This is a genomic window from Allobosea sp. 10L417 (assembly GCF_056395485.1).
The window spans coordinates 29,034-49,089 of the sequence record NZ_JBFTJP010000001.1 but is presented as its reverse complement, the minus strand read 5'-3'; the positions used below and the strand labels follow the sequence as shown (position 1 = coordinate 49,089).

The following is a 20,056-nucleotide window of genomic DNA, read 5'->3' as shown; positions in this document are numbered from 1 at the left end:
CGATTCTCAGGTCCGCGCAGGGGGGCGGCCTGAGAATGGCGCTTCCCACATGCCTCAATGGATTTCCGGCTCCGCCACCTTGGCGGTGCCTTCGAGATAGTCGAAGTCGCAGCCCTTGTCGGCCTGCCGGATATGGGCCGCGGACATCTTGCCCCAGCCGCGCGGATAGTCGCGGTTGGGCGGCGTCCAGATTGCGAGGCGGGCTGCGATCTCGGCGTCCGTGAGGTTCATAGAGATGCTGCGGGCCTCGACATCGACGCTGATGATGTCGCCGGTCTGCACCGCGGCGAGCGGGCCCTTGATGTAGGCTTCCGGCGCGACATGCAGGATGCAGGCGCCGTAGCTGGTGCCGGACATGCGGGCATCCGAGATGCGCAGCATGTCGCGCACGCCCTGCTTCAGGAGCTTTTTCGGGATCGGCAGCATGCCCCATTCCGGCATGCCGGGGCCGCCGACCGGGCCGCAATTCTTCAGCACCATGATGTGATCGGCGGTGACTTCGAGGTTCTCGTCATTCACGGCCCGCATCATCGCGTCGTAGTCCTCGAAGACGAGGGCCGGGCCGGAATGCCTGAGCAGGCGCGGCTCGGCGGCCGAGGGCTTGATGACGCAGCCATCGGGAGCGAGGTTGCCCTTGAGCACGGCGAGGCCGTTGGCGGTCGAGACCGGGCGGTCGAGCGGGCGGATGACGTTGTCGTCATAGACGTTGGCGAGCGCGATGGTCTGCGCCAGCGGCTTGCCGGTCACCGTCATCGCATCGGTGTGGAGCTTCCTCTCGAGCTGCTTCAGCAGGGCCGGCAGGCCGCCGGCATAGAAGAAATCCTCCATCAGGAAATCGCCGGAGGGGCGCAAATTCGCGATGACCGGGACCGTGCGCGAGAAGGCGTCGAAATCATCAGGCGTCAGCGGCACGCCGGCGCGACCGGCCATGGCGACGAGATGGATGATCGCATTGGTCGAGCCGGCGACGGCCATATGCACCGTCAGCGCATTCTCGAAGCTCTTGCGGGTCAGGATCTGGTCCGGAGTCAGGTCTTCCCAGACCATCTCGACGATGCGTTTTCCCGCCGCGGCGGCCATGCGCGGATGGGCGGCGTCGGCGGCGGGGATAGCGGAGGCGCCGGGCAAGGTGAGGCCGAGCACCTCGGCATGGCTCATCATCGTCGCGGCCGTGCCCATCACCATGCAGGTGCCGTAGGAGCGGGCGATGCCGCTCTCCATGTCCTTCCACTCACCGTCGGTGATGTTGCCGGCTTCCTTCTCGGCCCAGTATTTCCAGACATCTGCGCCTGAGCCCAGCACCTTGCCGGCCCAGTTGCCGCGCAGCATCGGCCCGGCCGGGACGAAGATGAAGGGAAGCCCCGCGCTGCAGGCGCCCATGATCAGCGCCGGCGTGGACTTGTCGCAGCCGCCGAGAAGCACGGCGCCGTCGAGGGGGTGGGAGCGGATCGATTCCTCCGTCTCCATCGCCAGGAAGTTGCGATAGAGCATCGTCGTCGGCTTCTGGTACTGCTCCGAGACCGACATCACCGGGATCTCGATCGGGAAGCCGCCGGCCGCCCAGACCGCGCGCTTCACCGCTTCGGCGCGGTCACGCAGATGGGTGTGGCAGGGGTTGATCTCGGACCAGGTATTGATGATGCCGATCACCGGCTTGCCCATGAACTCCTCATGAGCAAAGCCCATCTGCAAAGCCCGCGAGCGATGCCCGAACGAGCGCAGGTCGCTCGCCCCGAACCAGCGCCAGCTGCGCAGGGTCTCGGGCGTCTTGCGGGGGCGGGCGGACATGGGCGCTTCCTCGAATTCTTGTCGTTCTAAGCGGTACTGGCGTCATGGTCGGGCTTGACCCGACCATCTCGGAAACCAGTGTCATCTTGTCATGAGATTCTCGGGTCTGCGCTCCGCTCCGCCCGAGAATGACGGTTTGTCACTCTGCCACGGCCTTCGCTGCACCCCAGCTCGACACGATGCCGCGCAGCTCTGCCCGCTCGGCCTCGTTCAATTCCGGCAGGCCGGGCAGGCGGACCGGGCCGACATCGGTGCCGAGCAACCCGAGCGCCTCCTTCACCACCGTGACATTGGCCCCGTTGCCGTATTTGGTGCGCAGCTTCTCGAAGCCCGCGATGGCGTCGACCTCGCGGCGCGCCGTGACGTAGTCGCCGGCTTCCAGCGCACGCCAGACGGCAAGCGAGCGTTCCGGCGCGACGTTGATCAGGCCCGAAGTGAAGCCGCGGGCGCCGAGCGCATAGAAAGGCGCTGCCCAGCCTTCGGCGAGACCGCAGATCCAGTTGGCCGAGGTGCCCAGTGTCTCGCGCACGCAGTCGGCGAGCAGCATCATGTTGCTGGAGGCGAATTTCACGCCGACGACGTTCGGATGGGTCGCGACGCGGATCAGGTCCTTCACGCCGATCGCGTCCGAGCGGATATAGGCGACGAGCGGAATGGTGAGCGCCTCGGCGATGGCGAGGATGTAGTCGGCCTGGGATTGCGGCGCGGCGAAAGGGTCGAGCGGGTGATGCACCATCGCGGCGTCGCAGCCGGCCTTCGCCGCCAGCTTTCCGGTCGCGATGGCTTCGCGCAGGGACCTGCCGATGCCGGCGGTGACCAGCGCCTTGCCGGCGGCCGCCTCCGCCGCGACGGCGTGCGAGCGCTCCACTTCGGCTGTTGTCATCGGGTAGAATTCGCCGGTGTTGCCAGCCGAGACGATGTTGTGGATGCCGGCCTCGGCGATGCGCCGGACGATTTTGCCCGTCAGGGCCCAGTCGGCTTCGCCATCCACCTTCCAGGCGGTGACGTGGACGCCGGAAATGCCGCGCAGCGCACTGCGCACCTTGTCATTCGTCATAGTCCAGTCCTTCCGCGTCCGCGCCGAAGACCAGCCGTACATGGGCCTTCGCCGAGCGGACGATGTGGCGGCGCATCCTGAGTTCAGCGAGCGCGGGATCGCGCGCCAGGAGCGCCTCGTAGATGCCGCGGTGTTCCTCGAAGCCGCGGCGGCGTTCGGCCAGCTCCGAATGCAGCGAAATGCGTTGGGCATGATCGTACATGCGCTGGCCGTCGAGCCTGCGCTCCAGATAGGTGCAGCCGGAGATGCGATGGATCGCGCGGTGATAGGTTTCGTTGAGCGCGACGAGATCCTCGAGGTCGCCATGCTCGGTCGCCTGCTCCATCTCGGCGATCAACCGGGCAAGGTCTCTCTCGTCGCTGCCGGTCAGGTGGTTCGCCGCGATATGGGCCATGACGCTTTCGAGCGCGGCCCGGCCGAGCGCCATTTCCAGCGCCTGCCGGGGCGAGAACTCGACGAAGACGCCGCGGCGCGCCTCGGTGCGGACCAGGCCCTCGCTTTCGAGCTTGCGGATCGCGTCCTTCACCGGCGTCGTGCTGACGCCGAGCATCTCGGCGAGATGGCGCTCGTTCAAACGTTCGCCATTGCGGAAGCGGCCGGCGACGATGGCGCGGCGCAAGCGCTCATGCACGTGCTCGCGCAGGGAGCGCAGCAGATCGGGCGCAACGGGTTCGACGGCAGGCTGCAACATGGTTCTTCCGAGGTGCCGTGTCGGGCCGCTGCATCGCGGCTGCGAGACCGGGCACCATGACCCATCAAACAGCACAAAGCGTTACGTGCGGCAATCTGAAATTTCAGATTTCAAATCTGCGATCCTGTGTTATCGATCGAGGCAAGCGCCCGTTATGAGGCGCAGGCGGAATTGTCCGCCACGGGGAGACGAATCGATGAGCATGACGCGCAGAACCATCATCGCCGCCGCCTGCCTTTCTGGGGCGTGTCTTGCCGCAGCGGGCCCCGCCTTCGCGCAGGGCGACTATCCCGGCGGCAAGGTGGTCACCATCGTCGTGCCCTTCGCGGCGGGCGGCACGACCGATCTGCTCGGCCGTATCCTGGCCGACCGTCTCGGCGCACGTCTCGGCGGCAAGTTCATCGTCGAGAACCGGGCCGGCGCCGGCGGCAACACCGGCGTTGCTGCCGTCGCGCGTGCGCCGGCGGACGGCTACACGCTGACTATGGGCACGGTCTCGACCCATGCGATCAACCCGGCCGTCTACGCCAAGCTGCCCTTCGACCACGTCAAGGATTTCGCGCCGATCTCGCAGGTCGCGAGCGTGCCGAACATCCTGATGGTCAATATCGACCTGCCGGCCAAGACGGTTCCCGAGCTGATCGACCTGCTAAAGAAGAACCCGGGTAAATATTCCTTTGGCTCGTCGGGGGCGGGCACCTCGACCCATATGGCGGCAGAGCTGTTCAAGGTCTCGACCGGCACCGATATGGCGCATGTGCCCTATCGTTCGAGCGGGCAGGTGACGCAGGATCTGCTCTCCGGCCAGATCCAGATCACCTTCGACAACATCACCATCGCCTGGCCGCATGTGCAGGACGGCAAGATACGCGCTCTGGCGACGGCAACGCCGCAGCGGCTGGAGGTCGCCAAGGACATGCCGGCGCTGGCCGAGTTCATTCCCGGCTATGACGCCAGCTCCTGGCATGGCTTCTTCGCGCCGTCCGCCGTGCCGAAGGAGATCGTCGCCAGACTCTCGACCGAGACGCAGGCGATCATGCGCGAGCAGGCGGTGATCGATCAACTCAAGAAGCTCGGCGTCGATCCGGTCGGCTCTTCGCAGGAGCAGTTCACAGCCCATATCGCCTCGGAGACGAAGCGCTGGGCCGAGGTGGCGCAGAAGGCGAATGTGAAGATCGAGTGATCGCATCTGGCGCTTTCCGGCGCGCCGAAGCAGTCTCCGGGGGCCCACGACCTTGTCGATGCGTCGCGCCGAACCGGAGACTGCCGAGCCATGACCACCCCCGTCCTGACCGAAGAGATTGCGCTTCGCTTCGCCCGGATCGCGCTCAGCCATGTCCGCCGGGAATATCCGAACAAGCCGGACCATACGCTTGCCGGGCCGGAGGATGCGCGCACGCCCAGCGAGCTGCATCCGGTGTTCTATGGCAGTTATGACTGGCATTCCTGCGTGCATAGCTACTGGATGCTCGCACGCCTGCTCCGGCGCTACCCCGGGATGGAAGCCGCCGCCGATATCGTCGCGCTGTTCGACGCGCAGCTCGTCCCGGAGAAGATTGCGGTCGAGTGTGCCTATCTCGCCAGGCCCACGGCGCGCGGCTTCAAGCGACCCTATGGCTGGGGCTGGCTCCTGAAGCTCGCGGCCGAGTTGAAGGGGCTCGATGACGGGCGCTGGGGCAGGGCGATGGCTCCGCTGGCGGAGGCCTTCGCGCAGCGCTTCCGCGATTTCCTGCCGATCGCGACCTATCCGGTCCGTGTGGGCACGCATTTCAACACCGCCTTCGGCCTTCGGATGGCGGCCGATTATGCGGCTGCGACCGAGGACGGGGCATTCTTGACGCTGCTGCGCGAGACGGCGTTGCGCTGGTACGGCGCCGATGTCGATTGCCCGGCCTGGGGCGAGCCCAGCGGAGACGATTTCCAATCCTCGACACTGATCGAGGCGGAATGCATGCGCCGCCTGCTGCCGGCGGAACGCTTCCTGCCCTGGTTCGAACGCTTCCTGCCGCATGTCGCGCAGAGCGAGCCGGCTATTCTGTTCAAGCCGGCCATTGTGAGCGACCGGACCGACGGCAAGATCGCGCATCTCGACGGGCTGAATCTCAGCCGGGCCTGGTGCTGGAGCGCGCTCGCCGCGGGGTTGCCGGCGGGCGATGCACGGCGGCCGATCATCGCGGATGCGGGGCGGCGGCATCTCGAAGCCGGGCTGCCGCATATCGCCGGCGATTATATGGGCGAGCATTGGCTCGCGACCTTTGCGGTGCTCGCCATCGAAGAGCGCTAGCCGCCGAAGCAATGAAGGTTGCTTCGACCGGGCGCGGCCCGAGAGGCCGGGGTTGCGAAGCTGTAACCCCGGGACCGGAGATACCCGGACAAACCTGCACAAGAACGCCCGTCTGACGCCGAGCGCATCGTCATGACCGCAGCTCGGCCCCTCGCCGTTGCCCCCGCGCAATTGCAGCCGTCCCGCACAGCCCCGAGCGGAAAGCTCTCCAGGACAAAGGGAGCGGACGTCTTGGAGACCACAGCTACGTAGCCTCGCCAGCACTAAGGCCGCGCTTCATGACGGGTTTGACGTCGGGGCAGGAGAAGGCGCGCGATGACCACGCGGGCCAATTCGGCCCATGTCGGACCGCCGGACCCATGCGTGGCCGGCTCAGGCGTAGATTACGGTGGGGGTTGGAGCGGGTACCGGGAATCGAACCCGGGTATTCAGCTTGGAAGGCGGTAATGCACCCTGCCCATGTTCAAGTGCCTATCTCAACGCCAATAGATGGCAAGGTCACCATCGCCACTGAAGGCGATATCCTCGTGGCACCGGCCAACGCTCCCCACCGTTTCGAGAACATGGGGCCTGGGCGCTTAGAGATGATTGACATTCACGCCAATCCGACCTTCGTCACGGTATGGCTTTAGGCCGTGTACCCATAAACTTGGTTGCATGACGCGACGATTGCCATGCCTGCTTTGCTCACAAAGCGAATGAGGTCGTGCGGCACTGCAATATGTCGCGAAAGGCCAATAGCGGAAGTGGCGAGTTATTCGATCAGCTCGTCGGTTCAGCCGTAAGCAACTCCCGGATTGCTTTGCCCAACTTCTATAATATAGCCATCGGGATCGCGAATGTAGCAGCGCGTCTCGCCGTACTTGGGCTTTGGCTCCGTGATGAACTCGGCTCCTCGACTTCGCCAAAGGTCATAACACGCTTGAATATCTGCAACGCGGATATTCATAAAGCTGCTGACTAAATCGGGATCGGCGGGGACACTGAGCGTTACCGATGGTTTGTCGGGTGTCGGACCGCCCCCGGGGTTAACGAGGAGCCACGTGTTCGCGATCTGGATGTACCCCGGCGCGCCGCTGCTGTCGCCTCTGCTTAGAATGCGACCTCCGAAGACCGTTTCGTAAAATCGCAGCGATCGCTCGACGTCGGCGACGGTAAGAAAGTGCGCGACGGTAAACCCATCCTGCGGCGGCATCTGATAGGTTTTCTTCTCGACTTGTACCTGGCTCATAGACGACCTCCAATTCGGATTTGGTATTTCTCCGTTTGCCAGAGGCAGTGTGCAGGACCTGGTCCTGCGCTAGCTATTGAGATACGCCCGTATAAATGGGCCGCATTTGCCCCGCCGCAAGCCAGGCAAGCCACGCGTCGATGACCGGCGGGTGATCAGCGGGATCCTTCACATCCTGACGACGGGCAGTCTGAAGCCAAGCTGGATCCGGTGGTTGGCACGAAGTCGGGCCGGCTACGGCGCTATTGAGGGCGCGCCGGCCCGCCATCGCACGAGCCACCTTACCGTCCAGACAAGTGATGAGATTGCCAGAGAGTGATGGAGCGGGCGGAGGGAATCGAACCCTCATAGCTAGCTTGGAAGGCTAGTGCTTTACCACTAAGCTACGCCCGCGCGTCTCAGACGCCTTATCAAACCAACGACAGCGCTGCTAGCCCAAATCTGGCCACCTCGTCAGCCTGAACGTTTTTGGAGGTGGCGCATCAAGGCTGCTGCTCTACCATTGAGCTACACCCGCATCGGCCGCCAAATTCCCCATCGCACCGGCAGGTGTCAAGGGCCGCTGCGCCGTTTCAGAGCTGGAACATCCGTCTGTCAGAGTTTCGGCCAGGTATCGGACAGGCGATAGCCGGCGGGCCAGGGGTCGTCGGGATCAAGCATGAGCTGGGAGGTGCCGGTCACCCATGCGCTGCCGGTGATTCGCGGGACGATCGCCGGTGTATCGCCGATGCGCGTCAGGCTCTCGATTGCGCAGTCGAAGCGGGAGCCGATGATAGACAAACCTGCGAAGGGCTCGCCGACGCCCAATTGTCCGCGCGCATGGAGCACGGCCATCCGCGCCGAGCAACCTGTGCCGGTCGGCGAGCGGTCGATCTTGCCGGGGCGGATCGCCACCGCATTGCGGCCGGTCAGGAGGCCATCGATGCGTTCGACCGGGGCGGCGAACTGGCAGAAGGAAATGTGATCCCACGCCGTATCGCCCGGATGGGTGAAGCCGAGCTGCTCGTTGGCTGCGCGGGTGATCTTCATGCCGGTCTCGGCGATCTCGCGGGCTTCGTCGGGAGCGAGCGCGAAGCCGAGGCGCGCTGCGTCGACGATGACGAAGCTGTCCCCGCCATAGGCGATGTCCACGGTGAGCGTGCCGAGGCCGGCGACCTCGATCGTTGCGTCGAGGCGCGCGGCGAAGGAGGGGACGTTGCGCAGGCTGATCGCCTCGGCCTTGCCATTGCGGCAGGTGGCGCGGATCTCGATCAGCCCGGCCGGCGCCTCCAGCACGATGTCGGTGTGCGGCTCCCGCATCGGCAAGATGCCGGTATCGAGCAGCACGGTCGCGACGCAGATCGCGTTGGAGCCCGACATCGGCGGCGTGTCGGCCGGCTCCATGATGATCCAGCCCATCTGGGCGCGCGGGTCTTTGGGCGGAACGAGCAGGTTCACATGACGGAAGACGCCGCCGCGCGGCTCGTTGAGCATGAAGTTCCGCAAGGTTTCGTCGGACGCGATGAAGCGCGACTGTTCCCAGGTCGTGTCGCCCGGCGGCGGTCGCACGCCGCCGACGATGACGTCTCCGACCTCGCCCGCGGCGTGGCAGCCGACGACATGGATGATCTTCTGGCTGCGCATCGACGGACCCGGCAGGGATGGACATGTGCCGACAGCCTAGCCAGTCCGGTCGCTTTGCAGAAGCCGAAGTTGAAGCCGCCCTTGCGATGCCGCCCCATGGCCGGCCAAACTCAAATCGGCATGATCTGCCTTGGCTTGTGCCGATGTTCTGAGGCTTCGATTCAGTTTCGTGCCAGTCCTCGGGGTCGAATTGGCTTCTTGTCTGCCGTGTCGCGCCGCAGGCCCGCCGCCGATGGCTTGGCCGCTCCTTCAAATGGATGAGGCATCCGAAAGGCGGCTGGGCTGGAATGGGCGGAATGCAGCCGGGCGAGCGGCCATGACGAACGCTTCAGCGATCAACCCCTATGATGCGGTGGCCTATCCCGGCCATTCATTCTCGCAGACCCATCCGGCCAGGCTGGCGACCATCGCGCATTTCCACGGCATGAGTCCGGCGTTGCCATCGGAGATGCGCGTGCTGGAACTGGGCTGCGGGCGGGGCGGCAACCTGATCCCGATGGCGGCGCAATATCCGCGGAGCCGATTCCTCGGCATCGACCTCAGCGGGGATTCGATCCGGCAGGCGAACGCCAATGCAGCAGAGCTCGGCCTGTCGAATGTCACGTTCCGGCAGGAGGACATCCTGGAGCTGACAGCCGACCTAGGGCGCTTCGATTACATCATCGTCCATGGCGTCTATTCCTGGGTGCCCGATCCGGTGCGGGAGCGGATCGTCGCGCTGTTCGGCGAGTTGCTGGCGCCGCAAGGCGTCGCCTATGTCAGCTACAACGCGCTGCCGGGCTGCCGCCTGCGCGATCTGGCGCGGGATGTCATGCTTTATGCGGTCCGCGATATCGACGAGCCGCGCGAGCGGGTGCGGGTGGCGCGCGCGGCGCTCAAGGACGTCGCCGAAGCCAGCGATCCCGACAGCTATCACGGCGCGGCGCTGCGCCAGCGCCTGAAGCAGATCGACGAGCTGCCTGACAATGTCTTCTATCATGACGACCTGAACGCCGGGGCGCGGGCTTTTGCGCTGCACGAGGTCCTTTCCGCCGCCGGGCGGCATGGGCTGCAATTTCTGGCGGAAGCGTCGTTCCCGAACCTCTATGGAGCCGCCAAGGGGCCTGCCCAGCAGCTCCTGGCGCAAATCCCGGTCGAGGAGGCGGCGCGGCGCGAGCAGATGCTCGACCTGCTGATCGGCCGCGCCTTCCGCGAGACGCTGCTCTGCCGCACCGAGCTGCCCTTGCGGCGTGGCATCCGGGCCGATGCGCTGCGGCCTTACTACCTCGCGGCCAATGCGCGGGTGGCCCAGCAGGCGACGGAGGAGGCAAGGCCGGGCGTCGAGCGTTTCGAGTTCGACGAGGGCGTGCGGCTTTCGGTCGATCTACCGCTTTGCAAGGCGGCGCTCGGCGTCATGAGCGCGATCTGGCCGGCCAGCATCACCTGGGAGGAGCTGGTCGCGCGCTCCTGCCGCGAGGCGGCCGGTGAACTCGGTCCCGATCTCGATCATGAGGTGGGGCGGCTGGACGAGGCGCTGATCGCGATCTTCAAGGCGGGGCTGCTCGACATCCGGCTGGAGCCGCCGGCACTGACGACGGAGATCAGCGAGAAGCCCGCCGCCAGCGACATCGCACGCTGGCAGGCGTCGAGCGCCCTGGAGGTCACGGATCTGCGCCACCGCACCGTGCAGCTCGACAGCCTCGTCGTCAGGAAATTCGTCAGTCTGCTCGACGGCTCGCGTGACCAGCGCATGCTGCTCGACGACATCAACGCCTTCCTGGCCGAGACCAGGGCTGCCGGCATCGCGGTCACCAACCTGCCGGAGCGGGCGACGGCGGCGGAGGTGGCAATGCATTTGAAGGATGTCGCCCGCCTCGCATTGCTGCGCGCTTGAGGATTGTTGCCCCGCGATACCGGGCGTAACCTTGCGCCACGGACGATGAGGCGCGGACCATCGGGATGAGCGAGCGCTTCCGGCAATTCCAGGCGCTGTTTCCGGAGGAGGCCTGCCTCGCCGAGCTGATGCGCCTGCGCCATGGCGGGACGATCATGGCCTGCCCGGCCTGTGGGCGCGGCGCCTCGTTCGAGATGCGACTGAGGCTGCGGGGCTTCGCCTGCAACCACTGCCATTACATGATCCACCCCGCCGCCGGCACGCCGATGGAGAGCCGGCGCACGCCTCTGCAGCTCTGGTTCTTCGCCTTGAAGACCGTGGCCGAGCAGCCCGGCGCCAGCGCGGCTGCGGCGATCGCGCGGGAGGCCACCGTCCCACAAATGACGGCGCAGCGGCTCGTCGACCAACTTTCGGCGCTCGGCGAACGCAGCAATGCGGCCTGGTTCGCAGATCTGCGGCGCTCGGTCAGCAATGGCACGGGCTCGCCAATGGGTGAGCTGGTTCGCGCCCAGCCAGCAGCGCCGCCGGTCATCGCACCGCTCGGGAAGGCGGGCTCTGCCAAGCCCGCCGGACCGGCCGCAAAGGCGCAGTCATCGGTTTCGGCGCCTGCTTCGGCTGTAGGTTCGCCAGCGCTTGCAGCGAAGAAGTCTGCTTCGCCTGAAGGAGGAGCCGTCCAGGCTCCGGCGCCGAGGAAGGGTCTTTCCCGAGGCGCGGCGATCGCTGCCGTGGGAGGCGGCATCGCCTGTATCGCGGCAGCGGTGCTCGGCCTCGCATATGCGCGTTTGCAGCAGCCGGAGCGGCCGTTACAGGCCGCGACGGAGGATGTCGCGGCGACGGATGCTCCCGCCCTCAAGGACGGCCCGGCCCGGCCTTCGCTCATCCTGTCCTCGGTCGAGCAGGATTTGGAGGGCGCCCGGCAGGCGGCTCAGTTCGCGCTCGACAACGATCCGTCTCTGGCCGCGATCAAACCGCAGGAGGATCAGCCGACGCAGCAGGTACCGGTCAATCAGCTGCAACTGCCGTCGAACATTCTGCTGGTGCCCCCGAAGATGCAGGGCGCGCCGACGGGGCCGGTCACGCCCAGCGGCGCCCCGCAACCGCCGCCGCAGATTTCCAGCGGCGATCCCGACCAGATCCTGACCTTCGGGCCGATCAAGATTCGCCGGCATCTGGTCGACACGATCGTGCGCGCGAGCAAGATCGTTGGCGCCGATCCGACGCTGCTGATGGCGGTGGCCGACAAGGAATCCTCCTTCTCGACCGCCGTGAAGGCTCAGACCTCCTCGGCGACGGGGCTCTATCAATTCATCGAGCAGACCTGGCTCGGCGTGATCTCCGAATTCGGCGCCAAGCACGGGCTCGTTCCGGAGGCGAAACTGATCGGGCGCTCCGGCCGGCAGTTCTTCGTCTCCGACGGGGCGCAGCGCCAACGCATCCTCGACATGCGGCGCGAGCCCTATATCTCGGCGCTGCTGGCCGCGGAGATGCTCAAGCGCGACACGTTGCGGCTCGAGCGGGCCATGGGACGCCATCTCACCGGCGGCGAGATCTATCTGATCCACTTCCTCGGCCCGGACGCGGCGCAGACCTTCATCGAGACGATGGAGGAGACGCCGGGCGTCAAGGCGGCGGAACTGCTGCCCAAGCCTGCCCAGGCCAATCGGCCGATCTTCTATGCCGATGCCGGGGGCGAGACCAAGACGCTCTCGGTCTCCGAGGTCCACAAGAAGTTCAACGACATGATCAAGATCAGGCTCGATCGTTACAGCGCGGTCAGGCCGAGCATGGGGCCGGGGCTGGCGCGCCCGCAGCCGAAGAAATGACGTGTTTCGCCGCGCGCGATCCCGCCTGCGGCCATTTCCTCCCGCCTCGGGAGGCCTCGAAAGGAGAAAGCTCATGCCGGCGAACCGTTTCGAGCAGGTCGACGCGCCGCAGGCCGATGCGATCACGCTCAGCCTGAGCGAGCGCGGCGGCGAGGCCTTCGGCCGCGTGCTCTGCCCGGCCGAGTTGGCCACCGGGCATCTGGTCAATGATTTCGTCAGTGACGAGCTGTCGGCGAAAGACGCCTTCCGCACGGCGATCCGCCTCGCCAACGAACTGCGGGCGCCGATCGTTGTCGCGGATGCCGACGGCGTCTGGCAGGACGAGTGGGGCGTGCTCTATCGGGAGGAGTGAGGGAGAGGTGCGCCGGGCAGGCTCCGTCATGCTCGGGCTCGACCCGAGCATCTCCTGCAAGCGATTCTGGAGTCTGCGCTTCGCTCCGCCCGAGAATGACGCTTCGCCCGGAACCTACTCGATTCGGAAATACTTGATGGCGAGGCCGAGCTTGCCGGTCTGCCGGGCCAAATCGAGCTTGAGATTGGCGAAGAATTCGTTGGCCGGCGCCGGGTTGGGGCCGGAGAGGGCCGGCAGGGGCTCCTGGCTGACGAGCGCGAGCACTGTCTGCGGACGCGCCGCCCCGCCGGTCGATTCGAGCTTGAGGTTGAAAGTGACCTTGCCGCCTTCGCGCTTTATGAAGCTCTCGAGATTGTAGACCAGCCCGTCGTCGCCGATCAGCACGACATCCAGGTTCTGGCCGCCACCGGCATCGACCGAGCCGTTGAGGGCATCGCCGCTCTTCATGTTGAAGGCGCCGATCTGCAGGCGGGGGCTGCGATCGATCCCGATGCCGGGCTGGCGCAGGAAATCGACCATCGGGCATTGAGCGCCGGTGACCGGGCGCAGGTTGATCTGGGCCTCGAAGCCCTGTGCGGCCTTGAAGGCGTTGTCGAAGGCGATGAAGGGTGCCGCGGCGCTGCCGAAGCCTTCCAGCGTCGCCCTGCGGTCGCCGATCTCCTGCGGCCAGAGGAAGAAACAGGGGCCGCCGTCATAATCGCGAACATAGCGCTCGACGCGTTCGGCGGGCGTGCGCGGCTCGGGCTCCCGGGCCATAGCTGGCTGGGCGTGCGAAGCCGGCGGATTCGCGGGCGGGATGGAAGGCGGTGGCGGCATGACCGTGGCCTGAGGCTTCTCGGCGGGCTTCGCCTCGGGCAACGGCGGCTTGACGGCAGGCTCGGCAGCGGGCGGGCGCGAAGGCTGCGCCGGTTCGACGTTGGTTGCGGTCTGCGGCGTTCCAGTATTCTGCGGCGCCGGTGCGGCAGGCGGTGGCGTCGCAGGCGACGCAAGGGCCGGTGCGGCAGGCGGCTGGGCTGTGGTGCTGGGGGCGGGTGCGGATTGCGGCGGCGGCACCGCTGGAGCTTCCGCCAGAGGTGGCACGCCATTGCTGGCGGCGGTGCCGTCGGCGGTCGAAGACGGCCGCTCGGAGAGGGAAGGCGGGGCGGCCTGCTGCAGCCGCGCCGTCTGGGCCGCCTGGTCGGCCTGCAGCGTGCTCCAGGCATAGAAGCCGCCGCCAGCCAGCAATGCCAGCACCCCGACGCCCGCGACGAGCGCCATCGGCGAGCGCGCCTTCCCGGTTGTGCCGGATGAGGCTGCGGTCCTCTTTCCTGCCGCAGGAGATTGCCAGGCCGCGACCTCCGCCATGTCGGCCGGGCGGTCCTTCGGATCGGGCGCCAGCATGCGGGCGAGCAGCGGACGCAGGCGTGCATCGACGCCCGAGAGATCGGGCAGGCGGCGGCGTTTGTCGAGGATGTCGACCTGGGAGCCGCCCATATCGACGGCGCGGCCGGTCACGGCCTGCGCCAGCACCAGCGCGAAGGAATACATGTCCGAACGGCCGGTGATCTCGCCGCCGTAGAGACCGAGCTGTTCGGGCGAGACATAGTTGTATTTGCCGGCGAAGCCGGAGCCGATGACCGTGCCTTCGCCGAGGATGCTCGAACGGGCGATGCCGAAATCGATGATCTTTGCACGGGAGGGGTCGCCGCCGGGCAGGATGATGTTGTCCGGCGAGATGTCGCGGTGGACGATGCCGAGCCTATGGGCGGCGTGCAGCCCCGGCGCGACGCGCTGGCGCAGGATGTCGGCTTCCTCCAGCGTCAGCGGCCGCTCCTTGATGCGCTCGGAGAGCGGCTGGCCGTCAACGAATTCCATCGCCAGATAGGGCGTCTCCGATGCGGGGTCGATGGCGAAGACGTAATAGCGGACGATCGCTTCGTTATAGAGGTTGTGCAGGGCCGCGGCCTCGCGCCGGAACAGGGCGATCACGGCCTCGTCGCGCGCCATGTCGGGCCGAATCATCTTGATCGCGACCGCGTCGCCGGTCTGGATGGCGCGGCCGCGATAGACCTCGCCCATGCCGCCGACCGCGATCAGGCTCTCGATCTCGTAGATGCCATTGAGCCGCGTGCCGATGCGGGCATTCGCGCGCGGCGCGAAGACGGTGCGCTCGGAGTCGTCGCTCATGGCGTGGTGCTCCCTGGCGTGCCGGCGCCCTGCACGCGCCGGTTTGGCATCCAGAGGGTCTTCTCTGGCGTGCCCTGCCGATAGCGGACGATGACGATCGTGACGTTGTCGTGCGCGCCACGTTCGAGCGTCAGCGCGAGCAGGGCGTCGCAGGCGGCCTGCGCCCCGCCGGCCTTTACGGCCTGCAGGATCTCTCCGTCGGCGACATGCTCGGTCAAGCCATCCGAGCAGAGGACGAAGGCGTCGCCATCGGCGATCTCGCCGTTTTCCAGATCGAGCTCCGGGCGCTCATGGACGCCGATCGCATGGGTGATGACATGGCGGCGCGGCGAGCGCCTGGCTTCGTCGGGTGTCAGCAGGCCACGGTGGACCATGTCCTGTACCTCGGTGTGATCCCGCGAGACCTGCGCGATATGTCCGCCGCGGACGAGATAGATCCGGCTGTCGCCCGACCAGAGGCAGGCGAAATGGCTGTGGTGGATGAGCAGCGCGACAAGGGTTGCGCCCATTGTCGCGCCGTGCCGATGGATCTCTTCGCGCAGGGTCTGGTTGGCCTTGAGCACGCTGCCTTCCAGCATGGCGAGCAGATCGGGCGCCGAGCTGGCCGTTCCGACCGCTTCCAGCGCCCCGACCACGGTCGCGCTGGCGAGCGCGCCATTTTCGTGGCCGCCCATGCCATCAGCCACGGCCCAGAGGCCGATTTCGGGGCGGAGGATGAAGTTGTCTTCGTTGGCCTTGCGCACCTTGCCGGTGTGGCTGATGCAGCCGGTCTCGAAATCGGAGGCCTCGCGCGGGGTGTCGATCATGGCGCAACCCTCATGAGCCGATGCGCTCGGGTTGGAGATGGGCATCGAAGCGGCCGGTCAGCAAGCCTGAAAACAGATAGGGGTCGGGCAGGGACTGTCCCGTCAGCGCCAGCGGCTCGAAATTCGGCCCGCCGACGGTCCAGAGATAACAGGCATGGGCATAGGCCCGGGCATGATCTTCGACGCGCAGGGCCGCGAGCCGTTCCGGGAAGCCGGAGGTGATCGCGGCGCTGACGATGGTGCCGTCCGAGAGGCGCACCATGTCCTGTGGCGGGGCGGCGAGATGATGGTCGTTGGGGACGGGCAGGGCGGTCAGCCGCTGCGCCACGGCTTCGTAGCTTGCGCCCGGATCGAGCGCCTGCAGCAGGAAATCCTCGACGGCCTCGAACCATTGGTCCTGCGGGTCTAGCTCGGGCGGCGGGATGGCAACGCCTTGACCGGCGGCGGCGAAAACCGTCAGCGGGAAATAGCGGCCGACGCCATCGACCGAGGGCATGAAGGCGCCCGCCACCGTCTGCCCGCCATGGGCGCCGCCGAGCCAGAAGCGCCAGATCGGGGCGTTGAGATAGGCATCCTGCCAACGACTGCCGAGTTCGAGCCGGCTCGCGGTCAAGCCGCCCTGCAGCCATTTCTCGTAAGGCCCGAGGAAGCCGGAGGGAGCGTTCAGCGCGATGAAGTCGCGCTTGGCCGGGAGCTTGCCGAAGAGGCCGCAGGCCACCCTGTCAGATCCCCGAAGGGCAGCGGATCTCCCGCAGCGCCGGCAGGATCAGCGGGTTCTTGAGCGAGCCGACGCCGAAGGAATAGCCGACCTGCCGGCCGCCGGCAGCGAGCGTGAAGCCGACATTGTCGCCCTGCTTCAGCACCGAGCCGGCATCGAGCAGGCGGAAGAACGACCAGGTGCCGTCCTTGTCGAAGAGCTTGGCCTCGCCCTGAGGTCCCTGCGAGCCCGAGGAAAAGAAGCCGCCGCCGAACATGCCGCCGGAGTTGTTGCTGCTGCCGCCGCCGAGCGTCAGCGTTACCGCTGTCTTGCCGACGCCGCCGCCCGGCCACATCACGGGGGCGGGCGTGTTGACGCCCTGCTGGCTGGTCACGGTGAAGCCGTTGATCTCGAGCTTGGCGTTGGAGGCGTCGGCCGATAGCGCCGTCGGGGTCACCACCATCTGGAAGGAGGGCAGGTTGCCACCGGTCGGGAAGAACGCCTCCTTGATCTCGCTGGCGCGCTGGAATTCGCGCAAGGTCGTCGGCGACAGCGCGCGGGCGATGCGGCTGTCGGCGCGCCAGCCCCATTGCGGCTTGGAGGTGTCGACGAAGGGCTCCAACCGCTCCTTGTAGAATTTGTCCATGATCTGGCCGGGCGCGAAGAGCCGGGCGAAATCGGCGAGCGGCACGTCGCGGGCGCTCGCTTTGGTGAAGGGGTAGCGGTTGGTGACGATCTCGTTGCAGACGCCGGTGACCTGCTCGGCGAGTGCTTGCCTGAGCAATGCGACAGTGGCGCCGGTCGCATCTCCCTCGAAGTCGTTGACCGCCTGGATGATCATGCCGTCGAAGGGGGCGGGGTAGCGCGAGGAATTGGCGCGCAAGGTCGCGATCAACGGCACCAGCGTGGCGTTCGCCGCCGCCGACTGGGCTGGATTGGTCGCGGCGGTGGCCAGGTTCTGGTTGATCTCTGAGAAAGTCTGCAGCAACTGGTCGACCGGCCGGCGGCCGAGATCGCCGTCGACAAGGACGTGGAAGGGCTTGAACTGGCTCTCGATATCCGCGCCGAGCGTGACGTCGTTGCCGCCGGCAAGCACGCGGTCGACGCCGGCCGAGGCCATCGGGAGGTTGGTGCCGAGGCGGCCGAGCGCTTGGCTGGCACGCTGGTCGAGCGTCTGCGCCGCGTTTTTCGCGAGTGTCTCTGCCACGGCCTTCTTCGCGTTGGGACGTTCCTTGGTGAGCTGTGTCTCGTCGCGCAGGGATTCGAGGATCTGCTTGAATGGCGAGGTCGCCGCCGAGATGGCGCTGAGGGCGACGTAGCGCGGCTTGTCGGCGTTGAGGGGACGCAGCTTCAGCCGCTTCAACGTCTTCTGCCAGGTCGCGATATAGTCGCGGCTGTAGAGCTTCATCAGGTCCTGGAACAGCGTGGCGTATTGGGACGTGATCGCTTGCTGGTCGACATTCTCGCCCAGCACCCAGCGCTCTTTCTCGATGCGGTCGCCGATGTCGCCGAGCCGGCCGATGAAAGCGTTCTGGAAGCCGTCATAGGTATAGAAATACGGCACGCGGATCTGGTCGAGATCCTCGCCGCTGACGCCTTCGAAGACCAAGCGGACGTCGGAGCCGCCGCGCTGCGAGACGACCCAGTCTTTCTGGCTCTCGCTGCGGGCCTGCGTCCTCAGCAGTTCATAGGCGCGCTCGGCGATGCTGAGGCGGCGCAGGGTGCGCTGGCTCTGCTCGATCAGCGACTGGTTGAGCTTGACCATCGGCTCGGTATCACCCTCGTCGAGGTCGAGCATGGCGGTCAGGTGTTCCTCCAGCGCCTCGCGGCCCTTGGCGTTTACGGGGCCGGGGAAGAGGTTCTCGGCCCAGTCGAGCCGCATCCAGGACGTCACGAGGTCGCGGTCCAGCTTCGCCTGGCCGCCGATCATCATGTAGACCTTGAGCGCCTCGTAGACGAAGCCGGGATTGTTGGCCTGCTGCTCGAGCTGCTCCTCCAGGCGGAAGATGATGCGCGGTCGCAGCATCCGCTCCAGCGCCTGCTGATAGGTGATCTCGGCCGCGTTCTGCAGGCGCTCGCGCTGGCTGAGCCCGAAGGTGGCGAGCGTCGGCGTCGGCTCGTCCTGCGTCGCATAGCCGGCCGGCATGTTCCGGAGCTTGTGCAGCAGCGGCAGGATGCGGCTGAAATTGCGGTCGGAGATCGTGGTTTCCTGCAGCACAGGCGCGGCGGCGCTGCGATAATCCGAGAGGCCGTAATTCGTCGCGGTGATCAGGTCGCTGTTGCGCGAGAAGCTCGTCCACCAAAGGCCGAGGGCTGCGAGCGACAGGAGTGCGACGGCCGCAAAGCCGGCGATGCGCAAAGCTGTCGTGCGCCGTGCGGCGCCGAGATCGGTCGAGACCCAGCCCGATTCGCCGATCACAACCTTCTGGATCAGCTCGGTGAGGAAATAGCTCTTGCCTTTGCCGGAGAAAGCGGCCGCGCCAGCATGATCAGAGCCGAAATTGCGCGAGAGCGCGCCGATCAACTGGTCGATCGGCGTTCCCTCCTGCGTGCCCGAGGTGAAGTAGAAGCCGCGCAAGGTCGCGTTGGCGTGGTAGCGCGTCTGCTCGAAGACACGGGTGAGGAAGTCGACGATCGAGCGTTTCAGCGTCGCCATCTGGCTGGGGAAGCCGAAGATCTGGGCGCGCGAGGTCGGGTTGTGCTCGTCCTGCAAACGGTCGGGCAGGCGCTCGTTCAATCGCTCGATCAGCGCGTCGTATTCCGGCGGCACATCACCGATCATGTTGCGGGTCTTGTCGGCGGTCTGGAAGGTGTGGCCCCAGACCATGCGCCGCTGTGGCTCGGTCAGAGCGCCGAAGAACTCGTTGAAGCCGGCGATCAGGTCGGCCTTGGTGAAGACGGCATAGACCGGGAAATCGACCTTCAGCCGCTCGTGCAGTTCAAGCAGGCGAGACCGGATAGCGTCGGCATGGGCGGCGATCTCTTCCGGCGATGAGGTCAGCAGGTCCTCGACGCTGATCGCCACAAGCACGCCGTTGATCGGCTGGCGCGGGCGGTTGGTCTTGAGCAGGTCGAGGAAGGCGAACCAGCTCGTCTTCTCGGCCTTGGTGTCAATGTCCTGCGTGGTGTAGCGGCCGGCGGTGTCGATCAGCACCGCATCCTCGGCGAACCACCAGTCGCAATAGCGCGTGCCGCCTGCGCCGGCGACTGCGGCGGGCGTCGTGCCGCGCGCCAGCGGGAATTTCAGCCCCGAATTGACCAGCGCAGTCGTCTTGCCGGCGCCGGGCGGGCCGATGATGACGTACCAGGGCAGGTCGTAGAGATAGTCCCCGCCGCCCTTGCCGCGCGCGCTCTTCAGGGTCGTGAGCGCGTCCTTCATGGCGCTGGAGAGGGCAGCGCCGTCGCCGGTCGACTCCTCCTTTTCCAGCGCCTCGGTCAGCGCCGCGGTGGCCTTGCGGCGGCGGACGACGATGAGAGCGATCCAGCCGAGCGCACCCAGGAGCAGCAGCACGGCGATCGGCATCCGCACCCAGAAGGATTCGAAGGGCCTGACCTCGCCGAAGGCGAGGAAGGGGCCGCCGAACCAGATCAGCGCTGCAAGCGCGAGCGCGCCGATCAGGATGGCGAGGATGCGGAGCCAGGTGGCGAGATTCATGCGCGCCTCC

General features: G+C 66.5%; 15 protein-coding genes, 1 tRNA gene and 1 pseudogene. 7 read left to right on the top strand and 10 right to left on the bottom strand.

Going from position 1 to position 20,056, the window contains the following annotated elements:
* Positions 1 to 54 precede the first annotated feature (54 nt).
* From araD to AC1DE3_RS00195, 3 genes are all read right to left on the bottom strand, one after another.
* On the bottom strand, positions 55 to 1,788 hold the full coding sequence (gene araD, locus AC1DE3_RS00205) for an L-arabinonate dehydratase (RefSeq protein ID WP_476779306.1): 1,734 nt from the start codon (positions 1,786 to 1,788) through the stop codon (positions 55 to 57).
* A 139-nt stretch (positions 1,789 to 1,927) separates the two neighbouring features.
* On the bottom strand, positions 1,928 to 2,845 hold the full coding sequence (locus AC1DE3_RS00200) for a dihydrodipicolinate synthase family protein (protein ID WP_476779307.1): 918 nt from the start codon (positions 2,843 to 2,845) through the stop codon (positions 1,928 to 1,930).
* On the bottom strand, positions 2,835 to 3,536 hold the full coding sequence (locus AC1DE3_RS00195; protein WP_476779308.1) for a GntR family transcriptional regulator: 702 nt from the start codon (positions 3,534 to 3,536) through the stop codon (positions 2,835 to 2,837). The genes AC1DE3_RS00200 and AC1DE3_RS00195 overlap by 11 nt, the downstream gene beginning before the upstream one ends.
* A 196-nt stretch (positions 3,537 to 3,732) precedes the next feature.
* Here AC1DE3_RS00195 and AC1DE3_RS00190 point away from each other — a divergent pair, with 196 nt between their 5' ends.
* The 3 genes from AC1DE3_RS00190 to AC1DE3_RS00180 all read left to right on the top strand — a co-directional run bounded on the left by AC1DE3_RS00190 (position 3,733) and on the right by AC1DE3_RS00180 (position 6,452).
* Positions 3,733 to 4,719 (top strand): Bug family tripartite tricarboxylate transporter substrate binding protein, encoded by a 987-nt coding sequence (locus AC1DE3_RS00190; protein WP_476851892.1) that lies wholly within the window; start codon positions 3,733 to 3,735, stop codon positions 4,717 to 4,719.
* Positions 4,720 to 4,809: 90 nt separating this feature from the next.
* A complete protein-coding gene (locus AC1DE3_RS00185; protein ID WP_476779310.1) occupies positions 4,810 to 5,820 on the top strand; it encodes a DUF2891 domain-containing protein in 1,011 nt (336 codons plus the stop codon).
* 278 nt (positions 5,821 to 6,098) lie between these two features.
* Positions 6,099 to 6,452 (top strand): cupin domain-containing protein, encoded by a 354-nt coding sequence (locus tag AC1DE3_RS00180; protein ID WP_476851891.1) that lies wholly within the window; start codon positions 6,099 to 6,101, stop codon positions 6,450 to 6,452.
* A gap of 143 nt (positions 6,453 to 6,595) precedes the next feature.
* On the opposite strand, the gene AC1DE3_RS00175 is transcribed toward AC1DE3_RS00180, so the two are convergent.
* The gene (locus AC1DE3_RS00175; RefSeq protein WP_476779312.1) at positions 6,596 to 7,051 is read right to left on the bottom strand and encodes a VOC family protein; all 456 of its coding nucleotides are present in this window, start codon (positions 7,049 to 7,051) and stop codon (positions 6,596 to 6,598) included.
* 76 nt (positions 7,052 to 7,127) lie between these two features.
* Here AC1DE3_RS00175 and AC1DE3_RS00170 point away from each other — a divergent pair.
* Positions 7,128 to 7,238: pseudogene (locus tag AC1DE3_RS00170) on the top strand (IS5/IS1182 family transposase); the annotation flags it as partial.
* A gap of 132 nt (positions 7,239 to 7,370) precedes the next feature.
* On the opposite strand, the gene AC1DE3_RS00165 reads toward AC1DE3_RS00170, so the two are convergent.
* Together AC1DE3_RS00165 and AC1DE3_RS00160 are read right to left on the bottom strand one after the other, a co-directional pair.
* Positions 7,371 to 7,444: transfer RNA gene (locus AC1DE3_RS00165), tRNA-Gly, on the bottom strand.
* A gap of 201 nt (positions 7,445 to 7,645) precedes the next feature.
* Positions 7,646 to 8,674, bottom strand: a complete 1,029-nt coding sequence (locus tag AC1DE3_RS00160) for a trans-3-hydroxy-L-proline dehydratase (protein ID WP_476851890.1) — start codon at positions 8,672 to 8,674, stop codon at positions 7,646 to 7,648.
* A gap of 316 nt (positions 8,675 to 8,990) precedes the next feature.
* Between AC1DE3_RS00160 and AC1DE3_RS00155 the strand changes: the two genes are divergently transcribed.
* From AC1DE3_RS00155 to AC1DE3_RS00145, 3 genes are all read left to right on the top strand, one after another.
* The gene (locus AC1DE3_RS00155; RefSeq protein WP_476779314.1) at positions 8,991 to 10,547 is read left to right on the top strand and encodes a methyltransferase regulatory domain-containing protein; all 1,557 of its coding nucleotides are present in this window, start codon (positions 8,991 to 8,993) and stop codon (positions 10,545 to 10,547) included.
* Between the two features lie 65 nt (positions 10,548 to 10,612).
* Positions 10,613 to 12,370 (top strand): transglycosylase SLT domain-containing protein, encoded by a 1,758-nt coding sequence (locus AC1DE3_RS00150; protein ID WP_476851889.1) that lies wholly within the window; start codon positions 10,613 to 10,615, stop codon positions 12,368 to 12,370.
* 73 nt (positions 12,371 to 12,443) lie between these two features.
* Positions 12,444 to 12,722 (top strand): hypothetical protein, encoded by a 279-nt coding sequence (locus tag AC1DE3_RS00145; RefSeq protein WP_476779316.1) that lies wholly within the window; start codon positions 12,444 to 12,446, stop codon positions 12,720 to 12,722.
* A gap of 114 nt (positions 12,723 to 12,836) precedes the next feature.
* On the opposite strand, the gene AC1DE3_RS00140 is transcribed toward AC1DE3_RS00145, so the two are convergent.
* The 4 genes from AC1DE3_RS00140 to tssM are packed head-to-tail and all read right to left on the bottom strand — an operon-like array spanning position 12,837 to position 20,046.
* A complete protein-coding gene (locus tag AC1DE3_RS00140) occupies positions 12,837 to 14,888 on the bottom strand; it encodes a serine/threonine-protein kinase (RefSeq protein ID WP_476779317.1) in 2,052 nt (683 codons plus the stop codon).
* Positions 14,885 to 15,694: a PP2C family protein-serine/threonine phosphatase gene (locus AC1DE3_RS00135; RefSeq protein ID WP_476779318.1), complete on the bottom strand. Its 810-nt coding sequence runs from the start codon at positions 15,692 to 15,694 to the stop codon at positions 14,885 to 14,887. Before AC1DE3_RS00135 ends, AC1DE3_RS00140 begins: the two co-directional genes overlap by 4 nt.
* 10 nt (positions 15,695 to 15,704) lie before the next feature.
* Positions 15,705 to 16,412: a type VI secretion system-associated protein TagF gene (gene tagF, locus AC1DE3_RS00130; RefSeq protein ID WP_476779319.1), complete on the bottom strand. Its 708-nt coding sequence runs from the start codon at positions 16,410 to 16,412 to the stop codon at positions 15,705 to 15,707.
* A 4-nt stretch (positions 16,413 to 16,416) separates the two neighbouring features.
* Entirely contained in the window at positions 16,417 to 20,046 is a 3,630-nt protein-coding gene (tssM, locus tag AC1DE3_RS00125) for a type VI secretion system membrane subunit TssM (protein ID WP_476779320.1), read from the bottom strand.
* Positions 20,047 to 20,056 lie beyond the last annotated feature (10 nt).

What these genes read in the sequence shown, in the direction of transcription:
- AC1DE3_RS00190 (WP_476851892.1), top strand. Translation starts at nt 3,733, where the DNA reads ATGAGCATGACGCGCAGAACCATCATCGCCGCCGCCTGCCTTTCTGGG.
- AC1DE3_RS00145 (WP_476779316.1), top strand. Translation starts at nt 12,444, where the DNA reads ATGCCGGCGAACCGTTTCGAGCAGGTCGACGCGCCGCAGGCCGATGCG.
- AC1DE3_RS00135 (WP_476779318.1), bottom strand. Translation starts at nt 15,694, where the DNA reads ATGATCGACACCCCGCGCGAGGCCTCCGATTTCGAGACCGGCTGCATC.
- AC1DE3_RS00185 (WP_476779310.1), top strand. Translation starts at nt 4,810, where the DNA reads ATGACCACCCCCGTCCTGACCGAAGAGATTGCGCTTCGCTTCGCCCGG.
- AC1DE3_RS00195 (WP_476779308.1), bottom strand. Translation starts at nt 3,536, where the DNA reads ATGTTGCAGCCTGCCGTCGAACCCGTTGCGCCCGATCTGCTGCGCTCC.
- AC1DE3_RS00155 (WP_476779314.1), top strand. Translation starts at nt 8,991, where the DNA reads ATGACGAACGCTTCAGCGATCAACCCCTATGATGCGGTGGCCTATCCC.
- AC1DE3_RS00140 (WP_476779317.1), bottom strand. Translation starts at nt 14,888, where the DNA reads ATGAGCGACGACTCCGAGCGCACCGTCTTCGCGCCGCGCGCGAATGCC.
- AC1DE3_RS00160 (WP_476851890.1), bottom strand. Translation starts at nt 8,674, where the DNA reads ATGCGCAGCCAGAAGATCATCCATGTCGTCGGCTGCCACGCCGCGGGC.
- AC1DE3_RS00180 (WP_476851891.1), top strand. Translation starts at nt 6,099, where the DNA reads ATGACGGGTTTGACGTCGGGGCAGGAGAAGGCGCGCGATGACCACGCG.
- AC1DE3_RS00150 (WP_476851889.1), top strand. Translation starts at nt 10,613, where the DNA reads ATGAGCGAGCGCTTCCGGCAATTCCAGGCGCTGTTTCCGGAGGAGGCC.
- tssM (WP_476779320.1), bottom strand. Translation starts at nt 20,046, where the DNA reads ATGAATCTCGCCACCTGGCTCCGCATCCTCGCCATCCTGATCGGCGCG.
- araD (WP_476779306.1), bottom strand. Translation starts at nt 1,788, where the DNA reads ATGTCCGCCCGCCCCCGCAAGACGCCCGAGACCCTGCGCAGCTGGCGC.
- AC1DE3_RS00175 (WP_476779312.1), bottom strand. Translation starts at nt 7,051, where the DNA reads ATGAGCCAGGTACAAGTCGAGAAGAAAACCTATCAGATGCCGCCGCAG.
- AC1DE3_RS00200 (WP_476779307.1), bottom strand. Translation starts at nt 2,845, where the DNA reads ATGACGAATGACAAGGTGCGCAGTGCGCTGCGCGGCATTTCCGGCGTC.